Here is a 21,997-nt window from a genome sequence, read left to right as displayed (position 1 = left end):
AACACCACCTTTGTTTGATTTTATAATTTAATGTTAATATTTACAAGTTTACCGAGATTTGATGCACATTACGAAGATACATGGACAGAGAGGGTTAATAGCCCTCTTTTCCCACAAGGAGGATATAAGAGATAGTTTGGCTGTACTGAACTATAAGGGGGCTGAGATAATCGGCAAGGTCGCGGTAATGCCGAAATACCCCTGCACCTTCTGCCGAAAGAACGAAGCTACTCAATTGTGTGACTTTGTAGTCGGTTACTCATGGACTTCTGCTAAAGATGAACGGGGACGGATGATAGGAAGATACCACGAAACATGTGATAACGCCTATTTGCAAATAAACGGAGAAGCAAAGTGAACATTGATATAGCTTATGGGAGATATAAAGGTTAGGGGGCTGAGACCCCACACATTTAGGTATAAGGGGGAGGAGAGGATATGAGCAAACCGATCAAGTTTCGAGCTTTGAAAGATATCTATTGGGATGATTGGGGCCATATGGGTACAGCCCTTTCTACGATGTGAGTGATGGGTTAGATCAAGGTGAGTACGAATTAATTTAAGTGGCACTACAGGCCGTCTGGCCATCGAGTCAGACTGAGTAATCCCAGTAAAACGGGGGCCGGATAATCTTCAGTTCTTACCCATTAAAGATATACCATAGTAATCCATAAGCTATTCCGAAGTAAGCAATCACACCCAGTAAAGAGATGGACAAAAGAATAATGATAACTTTCTTGCCGTTCATAAAATTCACCTCTTAATTCGAATAAAAAACCTCTCCCAATTTTTAGTGTAGGGGAGAGGCCGAGAAAGAAAGATTAGGCACAGCCCTCATCATCCAACTTGATTATAAATTAAATAAATACATACCATCAATTGATTTTATAACTGGAGGTCATACCTAATGAGCGATTGGTACTTAGGAATTATAAGCAAAGAGAAAGAAACATCAGGCGGTGGGCAAGGAGTCATTAAAAACTCGCAATTGTCTCCAGAGGAAAAGGCAGGGTTAGATCTAAAGTATCGACGCCCAACAGGGAAAGCAGCAGAGAGACCATTCGTTATTAAGGGGTCAGTGGAATGAAATACAAGGAAACTCAAAAAGCATTGGCTGACGGGCATAGACAATTTATTTTTACTGCAAGCCCCCAGCATGGATGGAATATCTGACAGCCTATGAAGTAGAGTTTCAATAGGAAGAAGAGGAAGGACGATGTTTGCAACCTCATGAACACTACGCTATTGAGGATGCTATGCATGATTTATCTGAGAGAGAATGACCACTGGAGCAGGTGGGGCGCTGGTAGAAGCTACAAACCTCGCTAATAATAAGATCGTTCACGGATTCTTGCGAAAGCTCGTTGATCAGAAAGCCGGTTATCTGCTGAGTAAGGAAATGAGCATCCAGACAAAGAACAAAGTTTATGATGAACTGTTGACAGGGATTTTTGATAAAGGATTTAAACGACTATTAAAAAACCTGTTGAAGGAGAGCATTAAAAAGGGGTGCGCATGGTTGCATGTTTATTTAAGAAGGGAGTGCCCTTTCAGCGATGGCTGTTGAGGCACTCCCTTCTTTTTGAGGATATTCTTGAGCAATAACAAACTGCATTAATTTAGTCGTCTGAATAGGCTTATAGGTTCGCATACAAGGTTGCTATCGGACCTATCGGACCGCGATGCAGTTATTGGCCTGAAAAGTACCCAATTATGCTCTAAAGAAGCAACAAGGTTACTGGAGTCCGAAACCCTGCACAAAAGACGATTATTTTGTAAATAACGTCATCTGAGTCCAAAACTCGAAGAAGAGGACTCTCTCCGTTAGTGGAGAAACTAAGTAGACACCAGAAGGGCTGCAATACCAATCGCCACAAAAATAGCACCTGAGCTCATACCCATGATTCCTCGATTATGTGTATTCTCGTCATACAACATTTTAATTTTTCCAATAGTAGTGGAGAATAATGTTAGAATATCTTATATATAGATATACAATACTTTCCTGGGAGGAGCACTAATATGCGCATATTCATATATATAGGACTGGCTTTTTTTGTGATCTCTGGTATATGTATTGGCGGATTTACGACAGGTACTCAGCAAAGAGGGAATTTTTATTCGGAATCTAAAGAAGACCGTAAAATTAAAAACAAAGTAGCGAAATGGTCTGCTTTAGGAGGGGTTCTTTCCTTGGCTATAGCTGGAGTAGTATATTTGTTGTGATATTTACCTCACTCAAGTTCAAGAGTGGTAAAGAGTGCAATGCAAGACTTTTTACAAGAACCTTTAGACCCTTGATGTCTTTGCCGTTGAGGTTTTTTGTATTTATAATTCTAGTAAAATGGAATTTAATATAACAGTCACAATTATTTTTATCATCTGACATTATTTTATATTTTTCTTGCAAAGGTATATCTTTCATAGGATAATATGGGTATATTTTCCTAGCAAAAGTTGGAAGTGGATATTATCTGAGAGGAAGTAGAATATTGAAAACAAAGAAACCTTTTTTTAAAAAATGGTGGTTTTGGCTTATTATTGTTTTTGTTGTAATAGGGGTGATTGGATCACAGGGGAATGATAGTGAACCTACAGTATCAAAATCAGAACCAGCAGTGGCAAAGGTAGATGATACTGCAGCAACAGAGAAACCGGTCGAAAAGGAAAAGCCTACCAGCAAGCCTACAGAAGAGCCAAAGGAAACGATGATAACTGAAGTTGGACAAACCATCACAACTAAGAATTTTAAGCTTACAGTTGAATCTCTGGAAAAGCCTAAGGGAAATGATTATGTACAACCATCAGAGGGTAATGAGTTTGTAGAAATCGGAATTATACTTGAGAATATTTCCAGTAAAGATTATATGGTAAGCTCTATGCTAATGTTCAATGCATACCAAGACAGCTTCTCCATAAATGAAGATCTCATGGCTCATACTTTGGATAGTCAAGTAGGAACAATGGACGGCGCTTTAGCTGCGGGAAAGAAAATTCGTGGCAAACTAGCTTACCAGCTTCCTAAGGATTGGAAAGAACTTGAAATCAATACTGATTTTACGGTTTTAAGTTTTAGTTCAGATGGAGAAATCAAAATCGTTCTTCAAAATAAATAGGATATTTCACATATAAGAGTCTCGCCAAAGCTGGCGGGGCTTTTTTTATTATTAAACCTGATAATCTGCATTTACATAAAGTACCAAACCGATTATATTGAAAGAAAAGGGTAATGGATGAGGGGTGTTATATTTGGCGAAGATTTTTAATGAAAATACAGTTTCATTTAAACAAAAGTTATCTCCGATCCCTGAGTTTGCTTGGCATACGAGTGAGAGGTTAGCTGAGATCGCTAATTCTAAACATCTTGTCTTCGACATAAGATCGCTTGATCCAGATAAGTATTCCTTTCCTTATCATTTTCATAGAAACGCTGAAGAAATATTTGTGATTTTGACGGGAAAAGCGATGTTAAGAACTCCCGAGGGTTTTAGTGAGGTTTCTGAAGGTGATGTACTATTTTTTGAAATAGGACCTGAAGGAGCGCATCAACTTTATAATCATACGGATGCCCCTTGCAAGTATCTTGATCTCCGAACGAACCAGGGCATAGATGTTTGCGAATATCCGGACTCAGGTAAAATCAACATTCTCCCCTATCAAGAAATTTATCAGGCGGATCAACAAGCGGACTATTATAAAGGAGAAGAGCAGGTAAGGGAGAAATGGAACGGAATGGAGGATCACACTTGATTCAAGATCGATGGTTCACAGTCACGAAAATTGATCCAATTACTTATGCAATCAGTGAATATGGGCATTGGGAAAAGGTGCACTCTTTTTTGTTGTTAGGAAAAGAACAAGCGGTGTTGATTGATACGGGATTAGGCATCGATAATATAAAAAGAATAACGGATCAGTTAACGGATTTACCTATCGCTGTCATCACTACGCATGTGCATGCAGACCATATAGGCAGTCATGGACAATTTGAGACGATCTATGTTCATAAAGAGGATGAGGATTGGCTAATTAATGGAATACGAGGTTTGACCCTTGCCCAGATCAGAAAAGATATGAGCCGAGATATTACTCTTCCTGTTCCTGAGACATTTGATCCTAATAGGTATACGCCTTATCAAGGGAAACCAACAGCTCTATTGCGAGAGGGAGATGTGCTTAATTTAGGCGGGCGTAGATTAGTAATTTACCACACACCGGGTCATTCGCCAGGTCATATTAGCATCTTTGATCATGCCAACGGGTATCTGTTTACAGGGGATTTGTTGTATGATGTTACGCCAATTTATGCTTTTTATCCCTCTACTAGTCCGGCAGATTTAGTGGCTTCTTTAGAAAAGATTGCGCAAATTCCAAATGTATCTCAAGTATTCGGCTCTCATAATACGTTGGGTCTAGATCCAGCTATTTTGCAAGAGGTTATGAAGGCAGTTCGTGAACTACGTGAACGGGATCTTGTCGCTCATGGTACGGGCATTCACCGATTTAACGGATTTAGTGTGCAATTTTAAAATGAATGTTGGATGCAGCGAAAACGGCCCTCTCAAAAGGACCGTTTTTTTGTCTTTCCTTAAGGTTTTCAAAATTTCTAATTGGGAAAGGTAAAGTGAAGTAATAATAGGCGGAAGGGGGGCATTCATTCGGATACGATCGACCTGAAGAAAGCATGTAATTGTTGGACTTGGGAGTAAGCTTCTTTGTATTGATTATCGGATTGTTGAATGGGCAATAAGCCTGGCAAGAAGGAAATACTATACACAGGTATTTCATTGCTGTTCATGTATATTTTAAGCGTAAGTTCCTCAATAACATCAGCCTCTTCGTCAAAGCTATTAACCACATTAATATCCGCACTTGAAGCAGTTGATTTGCTGTTTTGTTGTCGTTTAGATACTTTTGAAAGGGTTAGTGCGTTAACAACAATCTCTGATCCCATTATATTGTCGAACGAGTATAGCTTTGCTATTGCTTTTTTGCTTGTTTTCGGATTGCTGGTACCTATTGCTATTTTTTTATAAGGTTCATTAAGGGCGATCAAGTGAGATTGATTGGGCGGAATGAATGTTTTGGTGAATATAATATTAAAAGATGAGGTTGCGTTTAACAGCTTAGAAAGTTCAGAAGAAGTAGATAGTTTTTTTAATTCTATAATAACGGCACTTAGAATTAAGACTCCTCCTACAATGGCAAACATATACATTAAGAAAATCAGCATGTAATCACACCTCCAATGATCTCAGTAGAGCAAGATTTATTGCTTATTGAAAGATATGCCTGAATTCTCTCTACTAGTATCTGTTAAGAGCGAAAATCGTGGGAATTTAGGAAACGACTACTGATTAGAAAAGAGAAAGCACCCAGAGATCTGCCGATTTTGCAAGCTGAGTGCAAAATTGGGGCAACTGCTGGAGTGCTTTGTTGAGAGCTTTTTAAAATAAATATGTCAAGATCATAAGAAATTGAAGGCTGTGATTTGATCAGTATAAACAATTAGCTGTTTGTATTCGATCGGAGATTCATAGTGAGTATAGGGTCTTACAGAAACATCATTAAGGACTACAAAGTTATAGCTGAAATTTTTATCGGGATGTTCCGCACCTAAATAAGATATGTATTCATCTACAATGACATCATCCATTAGAGATTTTAAGTCAAAAACATCCTCTTTATTGGAGGTGGAAGGGGAGATGGTCCCTTGAATACTGCCGAATGAGGTGAGTAAATTTACTTTTTTTCCACTCGCTTGATCGTTATTTAACAATAAGCCAGAGAGTTTAACAAGTGCATCGACTTTAAAATCGACGAGGGTTCTAATTTTTGAGTTGTTCAAAACGAGACACTTCCTTTCAATTTGAAATCCTGTTAACATTATTCGACATATAACCACATAATTCCTATTAGGTCATCAAAAATACATAAATACAAACACGCCCCCTCCATTGAACCATGAGTGAGGCGTGTTTATCTATAGAGATAGATTTAATTCCTGATCGTTACTCGTGTTCCAATCGGAACAATCGCGGCTAGTGCTAACACATCTTCATTGTACATACGAATACAACCGTGGGATACTTCGTGCCCTATGGATGAGGGATCATTATTTCCATGTATCCCATAGTGAGGCTTAGATAGACCCATCCAAAAGACCCCAAATGGACCACCTGGATCGGGTTGTTTGTTAATGATTGTGAATTCACCGAGTGGTGATTGAGTTAACATTTTACCGATTCCGACTGGGAAGCCCCTGATCACAATGTCGTTATCAAGAAGATAAAGCATACGCTGCGTCAGATCAACTATAATCCGGTAATTTGGCATTGTGCAACACTCCTTTCTAATTAAGATATGAGGAGGATGCCTAAACGGTTATTCATTAAAAATGGTCATTTTAGCCTATGAGAACAAATGTTCTGTAATTGATAAATGGAGTTTGATAACAGTAAAAAAGCTGTTCTGCATTTGCAGAACAGCTTTTTAAAAAATAAAAGAAAGTATATATTATACGATATACCCTATCCTTATACTTCTCGTAGAAACGGATACCGTCCTTTAGGACGGTATCCGTTTTCGCTAGGTAGGAGTGCAAACTTAGTGGATATCTCGAAATAATCCGATAACTCTGCCGAGAATGGTTACGCGATTAAGGCGAAGAGGCTCGTACGCCGGATTCTCCGGCTGAAGACGTATATGATCACGTTCTTTATAAAAAGTCTTAACGGTTGCTTCATCTTCTTCGGTCATAGCTACAACGATATCTCCGTTATCAGCCGTTTGTTGTTGACGAACAATAACATAATCGCCATTCATAATCCCAGCTTCGACCATACTGTCACCTTGAACCGATAACATAAATACTTTGTTATCTCCAACATAGTGAGTTGGAAGCGGGAAGTAGTCTTCAATATTCTCAGTAGCAGTGATAGGAACCCCGGCGGTAACCTTACCTACGACAGGAATGCGAGCGACGGTTTGCGCGAAATGATGGACATTCTCGGAATCCTCTTGGCCAAGCAATTCTATCGCACGAGGCTTCGTTGGATCTCGACGGATAAGTCCCTTCTTCTCTAGCCGATCTAAATGACCGTGAACTGTGGAGCTGGAAGCAAGACCAACAGCTTCTCCAATCTCCCGGACGGAAGGAGGATAACCCTTGCTGCGGACTTCGCTACGTATAAATTCCAGGATCGCCAGCTGGCGACTTGAAATCTTTGACATTGGAATCAACCCCATATAGTAATGTTTGGGAAAATTATAACATAGAACTACCGTTCGCACAAACATAAGTTCTAACTATTATAAATATTAATTCGAAAGAGTTAATAAATGGTAGTCTTGTATTGATTGCGTTTCCTTCATCTAAACGATAAGAGTGATTCTTTATATGAAGAATATGGTAAATAGTAACCTCTGAAAAAAAGAGAACAATTGTTCTAAAATAGTATTGAACAAAACACATGTTCGTGTTATTATAATTTCAAAAGTAAGAACAAGTGTTTGGAGGATGATATTCATGTTAAAATACAGTACATACCGCAGCATCTACGATAAAGCCCCAGTGGTTGAATCTTTAGGACATAATCCTATTACCCGTTATTCAGCTCAGATTAAAGAGATTACAGAGCTTTTGCTTGAAGGCTTGATGCGTTTGTTCCGAAGAGATTTTGTTATTAAACTGACATTGATCATTGTGCTCGTACTATCAGGACTTACAGTAGTAGGTAATGTATTTGCAGGATCTACTACTTTAATGAAGGATGAGAAGCGCGTAGTGGTTGAACGTGGAGATACACTTTGGAGTATTGCTCTTGAGAATAAACCTTCTGATATGAAAACGGCTGTATATATAGAAGGAATTAAAAAATTCAATGGCATTAAAGGTAGTCAGATTAATGCTGGAGATATTCTCACTTTACCTATTTATTAATATTCTAAGAACATAATAAGAGGACATGAAGAGCTTGCAGGGAGTAAACCTTGACAAGCTCTTTTTCTCATGGCAGAGTTAGAATTAATTTATAAGGGGAGGGAAAGTTTTGAATATTGATGAGTTGGTCGCGCGTATTAACGAATTGGCACGCAAACAGAAGAGCGTAGGCCTTAATCAAGAGGAAACGGCGGAACGCGCCAAGCTTCGTGAAATTTATTTGGGGAATATTCGCAATAACTTCCGAGCACAATTGAATACGATTGAATTGGTCGATAATGATGAGCATGAACAAGGTAACAAGGGGCGTAAGCATTAACACCCTGTTCCTTTTCATAGATATTACTGGATGACTAGGGGGAACGCATATGGCCCGTTCTTGGGAAAGAATGGTTCAACGCAACACGCAGCAAATTAATAAGCAAAGAAAGAAACAGGGGAAGGAAACGATTTACGCATCTAAATCTAAATCTCCTGGTAAGAACAGTGAAACCTTTAAAGGCCGTAACATTGCATTTCCATTAGTGTTATTAGTGCTTGGTACTATGTTTTGGATGGTTGGTTCAGTGGACCAGGCCAAAGGTAATGGTATGCTTATGAACTGGCTAGGAGTCGTTTTGTACTACTTACTAGCGGCACTTCTGTTCTTCCGACGTCCGTACTTGAAGGTAGAGAATGCTAGACTATCTACTATAAAATTCAACCGCGAACGTTATCTGCCAGCTTCTGATATTGAGAAAATCATCCTTTCGCGTGGAGCTGTTGTAATTAAGCATAAAGGCAAACGCACGAAATGGATTTTTACCAGACTTATGAATCGTTATGATACCAATGCAATGGGGACTCGACTGGAAGCATTCGCAAAAGCTCACCAAATTGAAGTAGTTCACGAATAGAAATTAACCAGCCATGGGAGAGGGAGACCTGTAATGCCAATTTCCGCCGTACTATTTGACCTTGATGATACACTGCTCTGGGATGATCGGAGCGTTAATGAAGCATTTCGTTCTGCATGTGAAGCCGCTGGGGATACGATTGATCCACAAGAACTGGAACTTGCGGTGCGTAAAGAAGCCATTGGACTATATGAATCCTACGAAACGAACCCGTTTACAAAGATGATTGGGATTAATCCGTTTGAAGCACTTTGGGGGAACTTTACTGCAGGTGAACAGCCGGAATTCCGTCAATTGGAGCAGCTTGCACCGGGATACCGTAAAGAGGCATGGCGTCGTGGTCTTGCAGCACTTGGTGTAGAGGACGAAGGTCTTGCTGAGACGTTAGCAGCTAAATTCGCAGCGGAGCGTAGAAATCGACCTTACATCTATGAAGAAACGATTCAAGTGCTTGAAGAGCTGAAGGGAAAAGTTAAGCTATTGCTTTTGACTAATGGATGCCCTGCATTGCAACAAGAGAAACTAGATGGCGTACCTGAAATCGTTCCTTTCTTTGATCACATCGTGATTTCTGGAAGCTTCGGCAAAGGAAAGCCGGATAAGGATATTTTTCTGCATGCTCTGGAGCTTCTAGATATTGCACCTGAGCAAGGGGTTATGGTCGGAGATAAGCTTACAACGGATATTCGTGGTGGGTTGGCAACAGGTTTGACTACGGTTTGGATTAATAGAAAAGGCAAACAGCCAGATCCGGAAATTCAGCCGGATTATGAAATCAAACATCTTGGAGAGCTTCTTTCATTAGTCCAATCTTTATAAAATTGAGTAGAAGAGGCTTTCATTCATTTAAGCTTTAAGATGGCAGTGAGTTCCTAGGTATCTAGGAGACTTACTGTCTTTTTTATATCTACATCATATTTAGTATGTTAGATGAGATTTACTAGTATATGATTTAAGTCACAAGAGTTTAGCTGAATTGATGCGAAATACTGAAAAACCAATAATAATGTGTATAATAGATGGAGAATGTATAACATGAATTGGTAGATTCTTAGTAATCAATTCGACTGGGAGGAATCTAAATGAAGATTTCAAGAACAATAGTTCCTTTATTATTAGGTGCAACACTTTTAGTATTGGGAGGATGTTCATCAGACCAAACTAAACATTCTGGCGTACATAATATGAACATGAACATGGACATGTCTATGGAACCTATCAAGGTCGAGTTACATTGGAATCCTGAAGAGGTTGTTGTAAATCAGAAGGTGACCTTTGAAGCAGTGGTGACGCAAGACAACTTGGCAGTAGATGATGCGAAAGAGGTTCTGTTCGAAATTGTGAGTAAAGATGATAGTGAACAGAAAATTGAATTTAAAGGAAAGCTAGTCAGTGATGGAATCTATCAAGCAGAGGGAACACTAACGAAAGAAGGACAATATATTGTTACATCACACGTAACTGCTAGAACTCAGCATTCTATGCCTAATAAAGAACTCTCTGTAAAACCATAATTAAAAGAATAGCAATTCCTATGATTACAGATAATGCAGAGTGGAAAGGAAGGCTTTTCGAAATTCCTTTATTCTGCTAAACTTACTCTAATGTTTTACTGGGGGGACTATACGTTGGCTAAATATACACTTGAGGAAAGCTTACAACAAAGAATATTAATTCTAGATGGTGCAATGGGCACAATGATCCAACAGGTGCCTCTGACAGGTGAGGATTTTGGTGGGGAAGAATTGGACGGCTGTAATGAAATGCTAGTATTAACTCGTCCAGAAGTAATTCAGACGATTCATGAGCAGTATCTTGAAGCAGGTGCTGATCTCATTGAAACAAATACATTTGGTGCAACGTCTGTTGTACTTGCTGAATATGATATTCCGCAACGGGCTCGTGAAATTAATCTGGTTGCAGCAAAGCTAGCCCGTAATGCCGTTGATAAATATGATACACCAGATCGTCCCCGCTATGTTGTAGGTGCGATGGGTCCTACAACAAAGACACTCTCTGTTACGGGAGGCGTGACTTTCCAAGAGCTCGTTGATAGCTACGAGGAACAGGCAGTGGCATTGATTGATGGTCAAGTAGATGCGTTATTGCTAGAGACCTCTCAGGATACTTTGAACGTGAAGGCTGGAAGTATAGGTATTCGAAATGCATTTGAGAAGACGGGTATCAAATTGCAAGTGATGATTTCGGGAACAATTGAGCCGATGGGTACCACACTTGCCGGTCAGAACATTGAAGCATTCTATATTTCTTTAGAACATCTGAAGCCTATCTCTATAGGTCTGAACTGTGCGACGGGTCCAGAGTTCATGCGTGATCATATTCGTTCACTTTCTGCAATCTCTTCAGCGGCTGTGAGTTGTTATCCGAACGCTGGACTGCCAGATGAGAATGGGCATTATCATGAATCTCCTGATTCTCTTGCGCGTAAAATTGCTGCGTTTGCAGAAAAGGGATGGCTTAACATTGCGGGAGGTTGTTGCGGAACGACACCGGAACATATCCGTGCTATGTCGGAGGCACTTTCACAATTCCCTCCACGTCCGCTTGCAGGAAATCATCCACCGGCACTTTCAGGGATTGAACCTATTTATATTGAGAACGACAACCGTCCATACATGGTCGGTGAACGTACGAATGTATTAGGGTCGCGTAAGTTTAAACGTCTTATCGTCGAAGGTAAATATGAGGAAGCCTCAGAAATTGCCCGTGCACAGGTGAAGAGTGGTGCTCAAGTTATCGACGTCTGCGTGCAAGATCCGGACCGTGATGAGATTGAAGATATTAAGCTGTTTCTAGAATTAGTTGTAAAAAAGGTTAAAGTTCCTTTGATGATCGATACTACCGATCCGAAGGTTATTGACCTGGCGTTACAGTACTGTCAAGGTAAGGCGATAATTAACTCCATTAACCTTGAAGATGGTGAAGAAAAATTTGAGCTGGTCACACCATTGATTCATAAGTATGGCGCAGCTATCGTAGTGGGTACGATTGATGAGACAGGACAAGCAATTAAGGCTACGGACAAACTGGAAGTTGCCAAACGCTCCTACGACTTACTAGTGAACAAATACGGATTAGCTGGAGAAGACCTTATTTTCGACACGCTTGTGTTCCCTGTAGGAACCGGGGATGAACAATATATTGGCTCTGCTAAAGAAACTATTGATGGGATTCGTTTAATCAAAGAAGCACTTCCAGGTGTTCATACGATCTTGGGGATCAGCAACGTTTCCTTTGGATTACCGGAAGCAGGACGTGAAGTGCTGAATTCAGTATTTCTCTATGAGTGCACTAAGGCTGGATTGGATTATGCGATCGTAAATACCGAGAAGGTAGAACGTTATGCGTCTATTCCTGCTGAAGACCGTCGTCTTGCGGAGGAATTAATTTATAATACAAATGACGACACGCTTGCTGCTTTTGTAGCCGCCTTCCGAGGGAAAAAGGTTGAGAAAAAAGAGAAAATTTCTAACCTGTCACTAGAAGAGCGTCTGGCTTCATATGTTGTTGAAGGCACCAAAGAAGGACTTATTCCAGACCTTAATGAGGCGCTTACCAAATCAGGACCTTTGGAGATTATCAATGGCCCGCTAATGGCCGGGATGTCGGAGGTTGGACGGCTGTTTAATAACAATGAGTTGATTGTTGCTGAGGTGCTGCAAAGCGCTGAAGTAATGAAGGCTTCTGTTGGTCATTTAGAGCAGTTTATGAAGAAGGATGAGACATCGGTAAAAGGTAAGATCATGCTGGCAACTGTAAAAGGCGACGTGCATGATATAGGTAAGAATCTGGTGGAGATCATCTTATCCAATAATGGTTATCAGATCATTAATTTGGGTATAAAAGTACCACCTGAGACCATTATCGAAGCGTTTCGTCGTGAAAAAGCCGATGCGATCGGATTGTCTGGACTACTCGTAAAATCGGCACAGCAGATGGTGCTGACTGCGCAAGACCTACGCACGGCTGGGATTGATGTGCCTATTATGGTAGGTGGTGCTGCCTTGACTCGCAAGTTCACCAAAACACGTATCCGGCCGGAATATGATGGGCTGGTATTATATGCTAAGGATGCTATGGATGGACTCGATATTGCTAATCGGCTTATGAATCCTGTTGAACGGGAGAAAATTGCCGAGGAAATTCGAGTGGAAGCAGAATCCGCAGTGGCAGTTGCTCCTAAGCAAGAGCTTCCTACGCTGACTAGAGCTGTACGCTCCAAAATTTCTCCAGATGCACCTGTATTTGTTCCACCCGATTTAGAGCGCCATGTCATTCGTAATTATCCATTGGGGCATATTATCCCTTATGTGAACATGCAAATGCTGCTCGGTCACCATCTGGGGCTACGAGGTTCTGTAGAGGCGCAATTAGCTGCTGGTGATGAGCGGACTGTGGAATTGAAAGGTACTGTCGATGACATTCTACATCAAGCGATGCTGGAAGGTACGATTACTCCTCATGCGATGTATCAATTCTTTCCGGCACAATCAAGTGGTAACGATATTATCGTGTATAATCCACAGAATACAGCCGAGATTCTGCATACCTTTACTTTTCCAAGACAAGGTGTTGAGCCTTATCTCTGTCTAGCGGACTTTTTGAAGTCGGTCGACAGTGGAATGATGGACTATGTTGGATTCCTCGTGGTAACTGCGGGACACGGTGTTCGTGAGCTCTCTACAGCCCTTAAGGATAATGGAGATTATTTACGCTCACATGCGTTACAATCTGTAGCGCTGGAAGTAGCAGAAGGATTAGCGGAGCGTGTTCATCACATGATGCGTGATACATGGGGCTTCCCAGATCCTGCAGATATGACCATGAAACAAAGACATGGGGCAAGATATCAAGGGATTCGTGTATCCTTTGGTTATCCTGCATGCCCAGATCTGGAAGATCAGGGACCACTATTTAAACTGTTATCCCCAGAGGATATCGGTGTTCACCTTACAGAAGGCTTTATGATGGAGCCTGAGGCTTCCGTTTCGGCGATGGTATTCGCTCATCCAGAAGCGCAGTATTTTAATGTAGAGAAGCTGTAATTCTTTCATTTATACACCCGGTCTGTAGGGGGATTGTATCCCTTTCAGCGGAACCTCCCGTAACTGGGGGGTTTTTTGCTGGAAGAAGGACGTTTAGAATAGATAAGAGATAGTTCAGCCAATAAGAAGAAGGGAGGAAGAGGGATGGAATTATATTTTTTAGGTACGAATGCAGGGGTACCAACTATACAACGCAATGTAACGTCGATTGCATTAAGACTTCTGGAAGAACGCCGTAGCATTTGGATGTTCGATTGCGGGGAAGGGACTCAGCATCAGGTTCTTCGCTCACCGATTCGCCTAGGGAAGCTGGAAAAGCTATTTATTACACATTTACACGGAGATCATCTATTTGGTCTTCCAGGTTTATTATCTAGTCGTGGTTATCAGGGAGGGACATCTCCTTTAACGGTTTATGGTCCCCCTGGATTGAAGGGATACTTAGATATATCCTTAGCTGTGAGCCAATCCCGAATTCCATACAAGATTGAGATTGTCGAGCATACAGGAGGAACGGTATTTGAGGATGATGGTTTTAAAGTGGAGGCAGCATTATTAGAGCATCGTATTGATAGCTATGGTTACCGGGTAACGGAAAAGGATAGTCCCGGGAGCCTCAATACGGAATTACTAAAGAGTTATGGCTTAAAGCCTGGACCGTTATATGGAAAATTAAAAAAAGGTGAAGATGTTATAACGGATGACGGTGTTCGTATCTGCGCTGCTGATGTTGTTAGAGAACCTAAAAGAGGGCGTATTGTTACGATCTTGGGAGACACAAGACCTTGTTCAGGAGCTTTAGAACTCTCACTTCATGCAGACCTTATCGTTCATGAAGCAACCTTTGCTCATGATCTGGCAGAAATGGCGTATCAATACCATCACAGTACAGCACGTCAAGCTGCAGAACTAGCAAAGGAAGCCAATGCAGGCCAACTATTGTTGACTCATTTCAGCTCTCGTTACAGTTCGTCTGAAGAGTTGATTCCTTTGCTGGAAGAAGCTGAGCTCATTTTTCCAGAGACATTATTAGCGGAGGAATTCGGCACATATCCAATTTATCGAAGACAAAACGGGCAATTGGGGAAATGATTATTTTCCGGGAAAGCGCAGGAAATGACAGTGCTATGCTAAAAAATGCTGGAAGAGTCTCTCGTTCGATTTCATTCGACGAAGTGTGTTAGATTTAAAGTAATTACAGCGTGAAAGAGGTACGAATGGCTGGAAATCTTGCCGAAAATAAACGGACAATACCACCAAACAAAAAGTATTATTAATCATTCTAAATCCAAGCTGGGCTTAGGTTGAATGTTTATTAATACCATTATTAATTTATCACATTAATTAATTTTTTATGGAAATAGAGGGATTTATAATGGAACAGATTAAAGGATTATTGATTGACTTAGATGGTACGTTATACCATGGGCATAAAATGATTCCTGGTGCTGATTTACTGATTAAAGGTCTGCGTGAAGCGGGCATTCCTTTTTTATTTGTTACCAACAATTCATCGCGTACAGCGGCTAATGTGGCTGCACATTTATGTGGAATGGGAATCGATGCGAAAGCTGAGGAGGTATGTACCTCATCAATGGCGGCCGCACGTTACATAGCTGAGGAATCACCTGGGGCTGCAGTGGCGATACTTGGAGAAGAGGGTTTGCATGTGGCTTGTACCGAAGCTGGGCTCCGCATTGTCACAGACTCACCCGATTATGTACTGCAAGGCATCGATCGCTCCTTCAACTATACGTCGCTCTCGCAAGCTTCACGCTGGATTCTGGGAGGAGCAAAGTTTGTACTCACTAACCCAGACTTAATGCTGCCATCAGATGATGGCATTATGCCTGGCGCAGGTACGATCGGAGCAGCCATCAAGGCTGCTAGTGGAGTGAGTCCGGTAGTGATTGGCAAGCCGGAATCCCATTTAATCAAATTTGCGACAGATCTTCTTGGTATAGTGCCTGAACATGCAGTGGTTGTCGGTGATAATATGCGTACAGATATAGCAGCTGGAGTAAATGCGGGCTGTCGTACAGTTCTTGTATTTACCGGATTAACCAATGCAGAAAATCTTGACCACTATAAAAACCTTACCGGAATCTCACCGGATGAAATTTGTGCCGATTTAACTGAACTTAAAACGTTTCTCGGTGTATAATAGCTAGGATCTTATTACTTCACCAACCTAGAAGGGACGATGAGCTATGCCGGAATTGCCGGAAATGGAGAATTATAGAAAGCTGCTTAGTCAGCATATTATAAATGTGCCAATATCTGATGTAATCGTGAACAGAGAAAAATCAATTAATATGGAAACAGAAGCTTTTAGAAATGCATTGATCGGTGCGCGTGTTGTTTTTGTTGAGCGGCGTGCCAAGTATATTTTGTTTCACCTACATGATGGAAGAAGACTACTTCTACATTTGATGCTTGGTGGAATACTTTTTTATGGTACGGAGGATGAACGGCCGGATCGTAACACACAAGTCGAAATCGCATTTGGAGATCATATCCTTTACTTCATTGGACTTCGCTTAGGCTATCTACATTTGCTGTCGGTGAAGGAAAGCGAAGCCACAATGGGTAAACTTGGACCTGAGCTGCTGGATCGTCGGATGACGCTGGAAAGATTCACTGCATTATTAAAGGGACGGCGAGGTGCGCTCAAAAGCCTGTTAGTAAATCAGCATGTGATGGCTGGAGTCGGGAATTGCTATGCTGATGAGATTGCCTTTGAAGCTAGGCTTTTACCTTCTGCACTAGTACAAAATTTAACAACTGAATCTATAGCCCGTCTTTATGAGGGCATCCAAAAAGTACTGACTGAGGCGACTGAAATTGGTGGGTACATGGAAATGCCGTTTATGACTGGGGATACTGTTACAGGTTCATATAATAATCAATGTAAAGTGTATGATCGTGAAGGCGAGCCTTGTCTTCGTGATGGGGGAACAATTATCAAAACAGAGCTGTCTGGACGCAAAGTGTTTTATTGCCCAGACTGTCAGCATGACCAATAGTCTTCAAATAGGGGCTCATGTCAGCATTCGCGGCGGATATGGGAGAGCTGCCCGATTCGCTTGGGAGAGCGGTGCAACATGTTTTCAATATTTTCCTAAAAATCCGCGTAGTTTGAAACTTAAACAGGTAGATGTACGAGATACGAGGGATTGTGCGCTCTTTTGCCAAGACAAAGGGATTACTTCGATTGCTCACACACCCTATGGGATTAACATGGCGGCTGGTGAAGATGATGTTACTCCACGAAAGGTTTATGTAGCCTCTCTCTTAAATGATCTAGAGATTGCAGAAGCTTGTGGTTCATTAGGCATCGTTGTTCATTTTGGACATTTTGGTGGAATGGAGCCGTTACAAGGCTATCAAAATATTATACAATGTATGAATGAGGTGCTTCAGTCCTGGGATGGACGTACTAAGCTGCTTATAGAGAATCAAGCGGGCAACCATGGAAATGAAGGAATTACACTTGAAGAACTCGTGAAAGTTCGAGAGCTTAGCCAATTTCCAGAGAAAATAGGATTTTGTTTGGACACCTGTCACGCTTACGCAGCTGGTATCTGGAACCCTGAGCGAACGGAAGACTTCCTTGAACGAGGAGAGCGACTTGGATTTTGGCCACATCTTGTTGCTGTTCATTTAAATGATTCTAAGTTTCCTTTCGACTCAAGACGCGACAGACATGCTGGAATCGGACAAGGACATATTGGAGCGCAGGGGCTGAAAAGCTTATTGTCCTCCGAGCTTTTACGAAGCTCAGCTGTTGTCATGGAAACGGAGAAGGGGGCGGATGGCAGTCACCGAAAAGAAATTGCCATTGTGCGTGGTTGGTTTGAAGCGGAGGCGTAATTGTGATTCATATCTATATGGATGATCTTCGAAAGGTACCTAAAGGGTTCGCTCTGGCTCGTTCTACGGAAGAATGTCTTCTAATGCTGCGTGAGTGCGAGGTGGCTATTTTATCACTGGATTACGATATGGGGCCGGGTGATTATTCGGGTGGAGAAGTTGCCAGACGGATCGTACTGGAAGGACTGTTCCCCCGAGAAATCTATTTGCACACTTCCAGTCTGTGGGGGCGAAAAGAAATGTATGAGATCTTATATACTGCTAAACCTGAGGGGATGCTTTTGGTAAATAGTCCCCTAAGTTCTGATAAGCTTCACGATATCGCCGAGGAGACGAACTTGAAATGAAGGTAATGAATGAAGTGGAATTACTGGAGGCGCTCAAGAGTTCAGGAGAACCGCTTGTAGTATTCTTACACACTCCACTGTGCGGTACTTGTAAGGCTGCTGAACGGATGTTAGAGGTGGCGGCTCATCTATTGCCTGCTGAACTTCAAATGGTTACAGGTAATGTGAACATGCTGCCGAATTTGGTACAACAATATCGTATTACGAGCGTTCCTGCACTACTTGTAGCTTCTGCAGAACGGGAAAATGATCCGAAAGTTTATTATTCCATGGTTTCAGTTGAGCGAGTGCTGGAATACATAAGGAGTGTTATATCATAATCATTTCATTACAACATTTATCTCTCCGCAGGGAAGAAAGCTTAATCTTGGACGATGTGTCGCTAGAAGTTAAAGAAGGTGAGAACTGGGTCATTTTGGGACGGAATGGCTCTGGTAAAACCACAATTTTAGAGATGATGACTGGTTATTTGTTTCCTAGCAAAGGGACTGTAGAAGTGCTGGGTTATAAATATGGACAATGTGATATACGTGAGGTTCGTAAAGAAATTGGCTATATCGGGCCTTCCTTGATGGAAAAGATGTCGTTAGAAGATCCGGTGTGGGAGGTCGTAGCAACAGGTGCTTACGCTTATTTGCGTTTCTACGAGACGATCCCCTCCGAAGTAAAAGAGAAAGCAATCAGCATGCTGGAAGATATGAATCTAGGCAATATGGCATTTCATCCTTTTGGGACCTTGTCACAGGGGGAACGTAAAAAGGCTATGCTGGCAAGATGTCTTATGGCTGACCCTAAGCTATTAATTATGGACGAGCCATGTGCCGGCCTTGATCTATATGAAAGGGAAAAAATGCTGGCTGAAATAGACAAGCTGAGACAGCGTAATGTTTCTGTAGTATACGTTACTCACCATGTGGAAGAAATTGTCCCGCTTTTCACGCATGTTGCATTAATCCGTGAGGGTAAGCTAGCTGGATCTGGACCGAAAGAAGAAGTATTAACGAAAGAAATGATCATGGCCACTTATGATATTCCTGTTGATGTTGAATGGGATAGCGGTCGTCCCTGGATTAAAATTAGACCTGGAGGCAAAACGATTTGAACGATTTAAGACAAGATACCGAAGAGCAGAACATTGCTCCGGAAGAAGAAGTGTATTCCCGATATATTTGTACAGCAAATCACGGATTTGCGCCTTATGCGCAAGAAGAGCTTCGCCGTTTATTCGGTGCTGTGAAGAGTACCTTGTTACTACCAGGAGAAATCTTTCTGGCTACATTGCAATCTGAACCAGAGGAAGTAACGCGCCTACTCACACAGAATCTTCCCATTTTCCTGCGTCATATACAGCCTGTTCAGTTTCAGGATGAAGGAACCATGGAAGCTCTACAGCGTTTAGCGGTGTATTTAAGTCGCCACACTGAGCTTGAGGGTGAGAAGGTATCCCTGAACGTTCGTAAAGGTGATCCTTCCTTCTGGCAGGACAGTCCAGGAGAACTTCGTGAATGGCTCCAAGAGCAATTGCAGAGCTTAGGCGCAGAATTTACTGTGCAAGATCCAGCCTGGGTTATTTCAGTCTACGCAGACGGGAATGCCTTATATGCAGGTGTGTCCAGACCAGAAGCGAATTTATCTAGCTGGAATGGCGGTGCCATCCGTTTCCGAAAGGAGGATGGACAAATCTCACGTGCCAAGTTTAAACTAATGGAAGCCGAGAAGGAGTTTGATATTCCTTTTTACAGCTTCCGTAATGCGTTAGATATTGGTGCTTCTCCAGGTGGGTGGACTTCTTTCTTACTGGAACGTGGAATGAAGGTTACAGCTGTTGACCCTGCGTTAATGCATGAGTCCCTTCGTAATTATCCGGGCTTGAAAATCCTTCGTAAAAACGCAGGAGAAGTAAAATTCCGGGACAATGAATTTGATCTGCTCGTGTGCGATATGAGCTGGAGTCCTAAGCTGATGGCGAAGCTAGTAACCGGGTTACTCCACAGTCTGTCACCGGGTGGGACGGCCATTGTGACCGTAAAACTGATGCATAAGAAACCACTTGCGATGATCAAAGAAATTATTGCGATGTTTGAAGGGGAGCGCATGCAGATTCAGCGTGCAAAGCAGCTATTCCATAATCGTGATGAAATTACACTTTATATGATTAAATACTAATCAAACAAATTTTAATTTTCTAAGGGAAAGCATCCCGTTATTAACGTGACCGTATTTTGCGGTAAGAACGTTAATGGCGGAAGCTTTCTCTTTTTTTTTTTTGCGAAAAGGGGGAGTAAGTTTGTATTTTGAGACGAAACTTAAGATTGGACAGGTTATTGATGACAGATACAGAATTACGGGCCATATTGGTTCAGGTGGGATGAGTAATGTTTATCTTGCGGAAGATTTGCGTCTAAAGGGTAAACGATGGGCTGTAAAAGAAAGCTTATGCTTAGATGAGCTGCATTCTGACATCCAAGCGGAAGCCGATATGTTAATTACACTAGACCACCCACGATTGCCGCGTATTGTCGATTTCTATCTTCCAGATCGAGAAGGGTATTCCTATTTAATCATGGACTATATTGAAGGTGTGAGCTTGAGTCAGCTAATGAAGGATAATCCCGGACCTTTGCCAAGTGACTTCATCATTCAGGCGGCTAAACAGCTTTTAGAAGTCCTTCAATATCTGCATAGTCATCAACCACCGATTATCTATCGTGATCTAAAGCCTTCAAATATCATGTTGACACTGCAAAAAGAACTGATGTTAATTGACTTTGGGATCGCACGAAGCTACAAACACGGTATCTCTGAAGATACGGTTAAGCTTGGTACGGTTGGATTCGCGGCACCTGAGCAATATGGAAGTGGGCAGAGTCAGCCGGTATCCGATTTATATGGATTAGGTGCATTAATTCTCTTTATGGCAACTGGAGGGCAATGTAGTCAATGGGAGTCTGGGATGGAGGATCGGCTATATAACCATATGCCAGCTGGCATTATTCCAATCATAAGACGCTTATTACGACATCACCCGGAAGAGCGTTATCAGAATGCGGAAGCAGTTCTACAGACGCTAATTCGTATGGAGTCCGAAATGGTTAGAGTAAATGATTTTACTATTTCAGTCCCACATTCTCTAGAAAAGAGAAAAGCGATGGTCATTGCCATACTCGGAGTTGCTTCAGGTCTTGGAACAACACATACTTCATTCGCAGTGAGTAGCTTACTTGCACAGAAGGGGGCAACTGCATGGGTTGATTTTTCTCCTGATTCATCGGTTTATGAACGCATTCGCAGCATGTTACATACACAGATTACAACTGTTGCATCCAAGGATGAGATATCTGCTTTTTCATGGAAAGGGGTGCATTATTGGAAACGTCCTATTCACGGAAAAATGGCTGATTTGCTGAGAGGGGATTATCAATTTGTAGTGTTGGATCTTGGCATTGGGGAATATGAAGGGGCGCTTGATGAGTTCAAATATAGCGATATGCCGATTCTAATTACTTCTGGTGCAGATTGGCGACTCGAAGATTTACTAGTGTGGCTTAGGCGTAAAAGGTTACAGCCTGAAACGAATTGGAGGGTGGGGTTACCACTCGCAGAACGCTCAACTGTACAACTGTTGCAGACCGCTATAGGTACAGATAAGATTTATGGACTACCTTTTCAGCAAGATCCATTCAAGCCTAAGGGGAAGTTGGTAGAAGAGATCAATGAAATGTTTGAGGGAGTATTAGATGTACCCAGTAAGGGGAAAAGCCGTAGTTTTTTTCAAAAGAAAGGCTGAATAAAGCGGTTCTCTATGCTTCCTCTTTTCACTCAACTAACTTTTAGTTCAGTGTTGCATTAAAGTGTGTTAAAATATATATTTAT

The 21,997-nt window shown here is 41.7% G+C and carries 25 protein-coding genes; 21 read left to right on the top strand and 4 right to left on the bottom strand.

What is annotated here, in order from left to right; genetic code table 11:
• Positions 1-907: 907 nt before the first annotated feature.
• The 6 genes from MKX41_RS10415 to MKX41_RS10390 all read left to right on the top strand — a co-directional run bounded on the left by MKX41_RS10415 (position 908) and on the right by MKX41_RS10390 (position 4,529).
• Positions 908-1,087 (top strand): hypothetical protein, encoded by a 180-nt coding sequence (locus tag MKX41_RS10415; RefSeq protein WP_339241632.1) that lies wholly within the window; start codon positions 908-910, stop codon positions 1,085-1,087.
• A gap of 192 nt (positions 1,088-1,279) precedes the next feature.
• The gene (locus MKX41_RS10410) at positions 1,280-1,567 is read left to right on the top strand and encodes a phage portal protein (protein WP_340970198.1); all 288 of its coding nucleotides are present in this window, start codon (positions 1,280-1,282) and stop codon (positions 1,565-1,567) included.
• Positions 1,568-2,022: 455 nt separating this feature from the next.
• Positions 2,023-2,226, top strand: coding sequence for a DUF5316 family protein (locus tag MKX41_RS10405; protein ID WP_076283528.1), 204 nt, complete (start codon positions 2,023-2,025; stop codon positions 2,224-2,226).
• A 266-nt stretch (positions 2,227-2,492) separates the two neighbouring features.
• Positions 2,493-3,116 (top strand): DUF4352 domain-containing protein, encoded by a 624-nt coding sequence (locus MKX41_RS10400; RefSeq protein ID WP_076283529.1) that lies wholly within the window; start codon positions 2,493-2,495, stop codon positions 3,114-3,116.
• Positions 3,117-3,249: 133 nt separating this feature from the next.
• The gene (locus MKX41_RS10395) at positions 3,250-3,750 is read left to right on the top strand and encodes a cupin domain-containing protein (protein ID WP_052404320.1); all 501 of its coding nucleotides are present in this window, start codon (positions 3,250-3,252) and stop codon (positions 3,748-3,750) included.
• Complete coding sequence (locus tag MKX41_RS10390; protein ID WP_371916508.1) at positions 3,747-4,529, top strand: MBL fold metallo-hydrolase; 783 nt, start codon at positions 3,747-3,749, stop codon at positions 4,527-4,529. Before MKX41_RS10395 ends, MKX41_RS10390 begins: the two co-directional genes overlap by 4 nt.
• Before the next feature lie 125 nt (positions 4,530-4,654).
• Here MKX41_RS10390 and MKX41_RS10385 read toward each other — a convergent pair whose 3' ends face one another.
• The 4 genes from MKX41_RS10385 to lexA form a co-directional block, all read right to left on the bottom strand.
• Positions 4,655-5,233, bottom strand: a complete 579-nt coding sequence (locus MKX41_RS10385) for a hypothetical protein (protein WP_076298755.1) — start codon at positions 5,231-5,233, stop codon at positions 4,655-4,657.
• 234 nt (positions 5,234-5,467) lie between these two features.
• Positions 5,468-5,848 carry a hypothetical protein gene (locus MKX41_RS10380; protein WP_042188853.1) on the bottom strand — a complete coding sequence of 127 codons (381 nt, stop codon included), beginning with the start codon at positions 5,846-5,848 and terminating at the stop codon, positions 5,468-5,470.
• 149 nt (positions 5,849-5,997) lie between these two features.
• Positions 5,998-6,336 (bottom strand): L,D-transpeptidase, encoded by a 339-nt coding sequence (locus MKX41_RS10375; RefSeq protein WP_042188851.1) that lies wholly within the window; start codon positions 6,334-6,336, stop codon positions 5,998-6,000.
• Between the two features lie 270 nt (positions 6,337-6,606).
• Positions 6,607-7,233 carry a transcriptional repressor LexA gene (lexA, locus tag MKX41_RS10370; RefSeq protein WP_042188849.1) on the bottom strand — a complete coding sequence of 209 codons (627 nt, stop codon included), beginning with the start codon at positions 7,231-7,233 and terminating at the stop codon, positions 6,607-6,609.
• 295 nt (positions 7,234-7,528) lie between these two features.
• Between lexA and MKX41_RS10365 the strand changes: the two genes are divergently transcribed.
• The 15 genes from MKX41_RS10365 (at position 7,529) to MKX41_RS10295 (ending at position 21,911) form a co-directional block, all read left to right on the top strand.
• Positions 7,529-7,942, top strand: a complete 414-nt coding sequence (locus MKX41_RS10365) for a LysM peptidoglycan-binding domain-containing protein (RefSeq protein ID WP_339241620.1) — start codon at positions 7,529-7,531, stop codon at positions 7,940-7,942.
• Between the two features lie 109 nt (positions 7,943-8,051).
• Positions 8,052-8,261, top strand: coding sequence for a DUF896 domain-containing protein (locus tag MKX41_RS10360; protein WP_042188845.1), 210 nt, complete (start codon positions 8,052-8,054; stop codon positions 8,259-8,261).
• A gap of 49 nt (positions 8,262-8,310) precedes the next feature.
• The gene (locus tag MKX41_RS10355) at positions 8,311-8,838 is read left to right on the top strand and encodes a hypothetical protein (RefSeq protein WP_076283535.1); all 528 of its coding nucleotides are present in this window, start codon (positions 8,311-8,313) and stop codon (positions 8,836-8,838) included.
• A 33-nt stretch (positions 8,839-8,871) separates the two neighbouring features.
• Positions 8,872-9,657, top strand: coding sequence for an HAD family hydrolase (locus MKX41_RS10350; protein ID WP_283907634.1), 786 nt, complete (start codon positions 8,872-8,874; stop codon positions 9,655-9,657).
• A gap of 263 nt (positions 9,658-9,920) precedes the next feature.
• Positions 9,921-10,352, top strand: coding sequence for a FixH family protein (locus MKX41_RS10345; protein ID WP_052404319.1), 432 nt, complete (start codon positions 9,921-9,923; stop codon positions 10,350-10,352).
• A gap of 174 nt (positions 10,353-10,526) precedes the next feature.
• A complete protein-coding gene (gene metH, locus MKX41_RS10340; RefSeq protein ID WP_445671343.1) occupies positions 10,527-13,904 on the top strand; it encodes a methionine synthase in 3,378 nt (1,125 codons plus the stop codon).
• A 144-nt stretch (positions 13,905-14,048) separates the two neighbouring features.
• Positions 14,049-14,996 (top strand): ribonuclease Z, encoded by a 948-nt coding sequence (gene rnz / locus MKX41_RS10335; RefSeq protein WP_340970177.1) that lies wholly within the window; start codon positions 14,049-14,051, stop codon positions 14,994-14,996.
• A gap of 283 nt (positions 14,997-15,279) precedes the next feature.
• A complete protein-coding gene (locus tag MKX41_RS10330) occupies positions 15,280-16,068 on the top strand; it encodes an HAD-IIA family hydrolase (RefSeq protein ID WP_340970175.1) in 789 nt (262 codons plus the stop codon).
• A gap of 46 nt (positions 16,069-16,114) precedes the next feature.
• The gene (locus MKX41_RS10325) at positions 16,115-16,930 is read left to right on the top strand and encodes an Fpg/Nei family DNA glycosylase (RefSeq protein ID WP_340970172.1); all 816 of its coding nucleotides are present in this window, start codon (positions 16,115-16,117) and stop codon (positions 16,928-16,930) included.
• Positions 16,920-17,777: a deoxyribonuclease IV gene (locus MKX41_RS10320; protein WP_340974874.1), complete on the top strand. Its 858-nt coding sequence runs from the start codon at positions 16,920-16,922 to the stop codon at positions 17,775-17,777. The genes MKX41_RS10325 and MKX41_RS10320 overlap by 11 nt, the downstream gene beginning before the upstream one ends.
• 2 nt (positions 17,778-17,779) lie before the next feature.
• The gene (locus tag MKX41_RS10315; RefSeq protein WP_340970169.1) at positions 17,780-18,124 is read left to right on the top strand and encodes a cyclic-phosphate processing receiver domain-containing protein; all 345 of its coding nucleotides are present in this window, start codon (positions 17,780-17,782) and stop codon (positions 18,122-18,124) included.
• Entirely contained in the window at positions 18,121-18,444 is a 324-nt protein-coding gene (locus MKX41_RS10310; RefSeq protein ID WP_340970167.1) for a thioredoxin family protein, read from the top strand. Before MKX41_RS10315 ends, MKX41_RS10310 begins: the two co-directional genes overlap by 4 nt.
• Positions 18,444-19,226, top strand: coding sequence for an ABC transporter ATP-binding protein (locus MKX41_RS10305; protein ID WP_340974872.1), 783 nt, complete (start codon positions 18,444-18,446; stop codon positions 19,224-19,226). Before MKX41_RS10310 ends, MKX41_RS10305 begins: the two co-directional genes overlap by 1 nt.
• A complete protein-coding gene (locus MKX41_RS10300; protein WP_340970165.1) occupies positions 19,223-20,290 on the top strand; it encodes an SAM-dependent methyltransferase in 1,068 nt (355 codons plus the stop codon). The genes MKX41_RS10305 and MKX41_RS10300 overlap by 4 nt, the downstream gene beginning before the upstream one ends.
• 121 nt (positions 20,291-20,411) lie before the next feature.
• On the top strand, positions 20,412-21,911 hold the full coding sequence (locus MKX41_RS10295; RefSeq protein ID WP_340970163.1) for a serine/threonine protein kinase: 1,500 nt from the start codon (positions 20,412-20,414) through the stop codon (positions 21,909-21,911).
• Positions 21,912-21,997 lie beyond the last annotated feature (86 nt).

The sequence above is a fragment of the Paenibacillus sp. FSL R5-0475 genome, from assembly GCF_038004585.1.
Taxonomy (GTDB): domain Bacteria; phylum Bacillota; class Bacilli; order Paenibacillales; family Paenibacillaceae; genus Paenibacillus_AQ.
This window is presented reverse-complemented; position numbering and strand designations above follow the sequence as displayed.